At 38.1% G+C, this 3,372-nt stretch carries 4 protein-coding genes; 2 read left to right on the forward strand and 2 right to left on the reverse strand.

Features of this window, described 5'->3' with window-relative positions:
• On the reverse strand, positions 1-1,104 hold a 1,104-nt coding region (locus CWC28_RS21045), incomplete at its 3' end, for a CHRD domain-containing protein (RefSeq protein ID WP_138625732.1).
• Between the two features lie 298 nt (positions 1,105-1,402).
• On the opposite strand from CWC28_RS21045, the gene CWC28_RS21050 reads away from it, so the two are divergent.
• Positions 1,403-1,819: a hypothetical protein gene (locus CWC28_RS21050; protein WP_063701142.1), complete on the forward strand. Its 417-nt coding sequence runs from the start codon at positions 1,403-1,405 to the stop codon at positions 1,817-1,819.
• 57 nt (positions 1,820-1,876) lie between these two features.
• On the opposite strand, the gene CWC28_RS21055 is transcribed toward CWC28_RS21050, so the two are convergent.
• A complete protein-coding gene (locus CWC28_RS21055; protein WP_063701139.1) occupies positions 1,877-2,575 on the reverse strand; it encodes a hypothetical protein in 699 nt (232 codons plus the stop codon).
• A 559-nt stretch (positions 2,576-3,134) separates the two neighbouring features.
• Here CWC28_RS21055 and CWC28_RS22305 point away from each other — a divergent pair.
• Positions 3,135-3,372, forward strand: a 238-nt coding sequence (locus CWC28_RS22305; protein ID WP_212746808.1) for a hypothetical protein, incomplete at its 3' end; no start/stop codon positions are given.

The raw sequence follows: 3,372 nt of genomic DNA on the forward strand, positions 1-3,372 counted from the left end.
CACTGCAAAAATATCTGCATTAATTTGCGTGTTGCTTGGTGTCATCCAGACATTGCTATCATCCATTGATTGTTCAAGAGCTACTAATACATCGCCATTAGTCCCGATACGGCCTGTATGAATGTGCGCAGCACTTGCATCGTCTAAGCCTGATGTTACAACAGTTAGCTCTACACTGTAGTCTGTTGTATCAACAAGAGCATAACCATCACCATCAGCCATGGTGCTGACCATAGGCACTTCTTGATCACCACTCAAGTCAAAGGTCGCAACTGCATAGTTGTCTGTTAAGATTTGGCCGCGAATTTCGCCACCGGCAAATTCAGGTGTGTGAACATTAACATAGTGACCGCCGTCTAAAAGTACTGCCAAAGTGTCGCTGTCGATCATGGTGCCTTCTGGGACTACCCAGTCTGTCATGACTTCATCATCTTGTTCTAAAGTCACGAATACATCACCATTTGAGCCTAATTTTCCTGTATGGATGTGAGCTGCTGTTGCATCATCAACACCCATAGTCACCGCACGAAGTCGTAATTCTGTCGTGGCGCTATCATAAGATGCATAGCCATAACCCATTGCGTCACTGTCGTTCATAGGCACTTGCTGATCGCCATTTAAAACAAACGTGATGATGCTGGTTGTATCAGGCACAATTTGCGCACGAAGTTCGCCGTTTGCATATTGTTCGGTATGAAGATTAATGTACCAATCGCCATCCATTAGATCAGCAATTAGGCTTTCATCAAGGTCGGTAATTGCGACTTCATACATACCATCGGAAGTGGCCTCAAATGCAAAAGCAACATCACCATTAGCGCCTAAATCGCCGTCGTGTATGTGTGCTGCGCTAAAACCTTCGACTGAGCTTGCATCAAGTGTTGCACGAAATTGCATTAAACTTTCGTCAAGCTCTACCGTTGCAGTCGCTGTTTGCATTGAGTCATTCATTGGCACTTCTTGTTTGCCACTTAAAGTTACAGAATAGGTTTTACTTGGAGTGAATTCTTGAACTGGGGGAGGGGTAACTACTTCGTTGTCGTCATCATCATCGCTACACGCGGTGAGAAAAAGTAAGCTGCTAGCCAGGAGTATGTATTTCATCGTTCTTCCTTATATCTTTGTATGTTCGGACGTTACGACGTGTCCATTTCAATAAGGCTTACGGCTGGTGTTTAAAAAGCGATCACAAAAGGTTATTCAAAAGTTAAAAACTGATTCTTTAGTATTGGTTTGTTGAAAGAGGGGATTAATAGTTAAAGTTTAATATCGCTAACTTTAAAGGAACATACATGCTTAGCAACATAAAAAGTTTTGGGTAGTAAATGGGTACGGATTGTGCATCTATTTTGTTTTCAAAAGGTTTATAGCTAAACGTCAAAAAATTAACGATAGGAAAACTATGCAGCTAACTTCGTACACATCCTCATTCCTAAAAGAGCCATTATTAGATCAGCAAAATAAAAATGAGCTAAACCCAGAAAGTGAAAAAGCAACAAACCTTCAAGGCTCTAAACAACAAGAAGCGGGCGTTGATTCTGATCCACAAGCAGAAGCTCAATCAAAGACATCACAAACACAGCAAGAGCTAGTAGTGAAAATAAAGGAGTTACAAAATAAGATTAATAGTTTAAAAAGCAACAAAGACCTAGCTCCAGAACAACGAGAAAGTGAGTTGCTAGAGCTTAATGAACAACTTGATGAAGAAATAAATGCAGTCCAGCTTGCCGTAAAAAGTAATGTTTCTACGATGATAAACTCATTGTTTGCTCCTACTTCTAGTAATCACTCTGGTATGCTGTTTAACAATAAAGCGTAAGTTTAAGGCAAAGCGCTTGTTCGCAGTTACTTTGCCAATTGCATATTTATAAGTCCGCTAAATTACATACTTTATAAGTGAGTAGATGAGAGTACATATAAAGGTAAATAGGAAGAACCATTTTATGTGAACTGTTATTGGTAACCCGCGTTTGGCTGTTCTGATCATAGTGACTGGGTAATCATACTCAACAAGTGTCTTGAAAAGCTCAGGATGTTCTAAGCTCCAGTCATTTAAAGGAATTGAATCACCATAGCGAGTTTTAAAAATAACAGAAAATAGATAGGCACGCCTAGGTTGTGGATCGTTAATATCGTAGCCGCTTTTGGTGCGTGTAAAATTCCATACGGCCTCAACATTAAGTAAATCTTCTCTTTTAAGTGTTCGTGCTTTTCTGTCATCGAATAAAAGTGCAGGCAGGTAAACCTCTTCTTTGTTTATTTTAATTTCGCACAAGGGAGATTCATGGATGAAATAACGCTTATTGGCAATAAACATCTGAATTAAAAAATAACTGAGATAAGTAATGACCACAGCGGCAATTGCACCTGCACCGGATTGTGTTTTCCAAACAAGGTGACATGCAATAATGAAAATAACGGCAGTAATTAATTTTGCCTTGATTTTCTGTGCTTTCGGTAAAGGCACTGCACATCTTATGATAGGTATTTCAGGTTGCACTTTCGTTTTTATGAAAGTCTGAAAAAAGATTGAGTTAAAGTTATCACGGGTTAATTCAAAAGTAGGCGCTTCCATGTGTCCTCGGTTACAGATTTAGTATTAGACGTAAAATAGCAAACGCAGTGCTTTACTATCAACTAAAAACACCAGATTGTGTTTAAGTTTGGTTGGAGCATAACTTGCTTGTTATTGGTATAGTAAGTTACTGATAAATATGTAAATGTGAACTGGTGAAATGATAGATTATTTTCTTATTATTTTGATGGTACTTTCGGCTGTTTTATTTTTGTTTGTAATGGTTTTGTTTATCTTAGCTCCAAAATACGCAAAAAAAGAGCTTTTCATAAACTACTACGGCGGAACAGGTGCAATTTATCATGGTTTTAAGCTGTTCAAAGTTGAATCCTATCGGGAAGACAAAGTGTGGGCTTGTAAAGCCATTAAATACTCATCTATAGCAATTGTAGTAATGTTTTTCATTATGGTTTTTTTAATAAAATTGAATGGAATTCAACAGAGCTAGGAGTCGGTTCTTGTTTCTCTTTCGTGGATTATGGTTAAGCACTATGCCAAACAACGTAACAGCTTTTTTCTGAGCTAATCGTAGAGACTCAAGTTAAATGGTGGAGATAATATGAGGTATTTAATTTTTATCCTTTTATTCCAAAGCGGCATTTGCATGGCGTTGCAGCCTATATCTGAATATTGTGAAGGCTCTTATCTGTTAGGCCGAATCGGAGGTGATATTTTTACAGCAAACAAATGCCTAGTATATGGTTACACTGCTGAGGATATGACTTTCTTTAAGAATAGAAACACAAGTATTGAATTCGATGATATTAAACCTTCAATAGAAAAGTTTATCAATATTG

The organism is Pseudoalteromonas sp. S4492 (assembly GCF_005886115.1).
Lineage (GTDB): Bacteria > Pseudomonadota > Gammaproteobacteria > Enterobacterales > Alteromonadaceae > Pseudoalteromonas > Pseudoalteromonas gelatinilytica.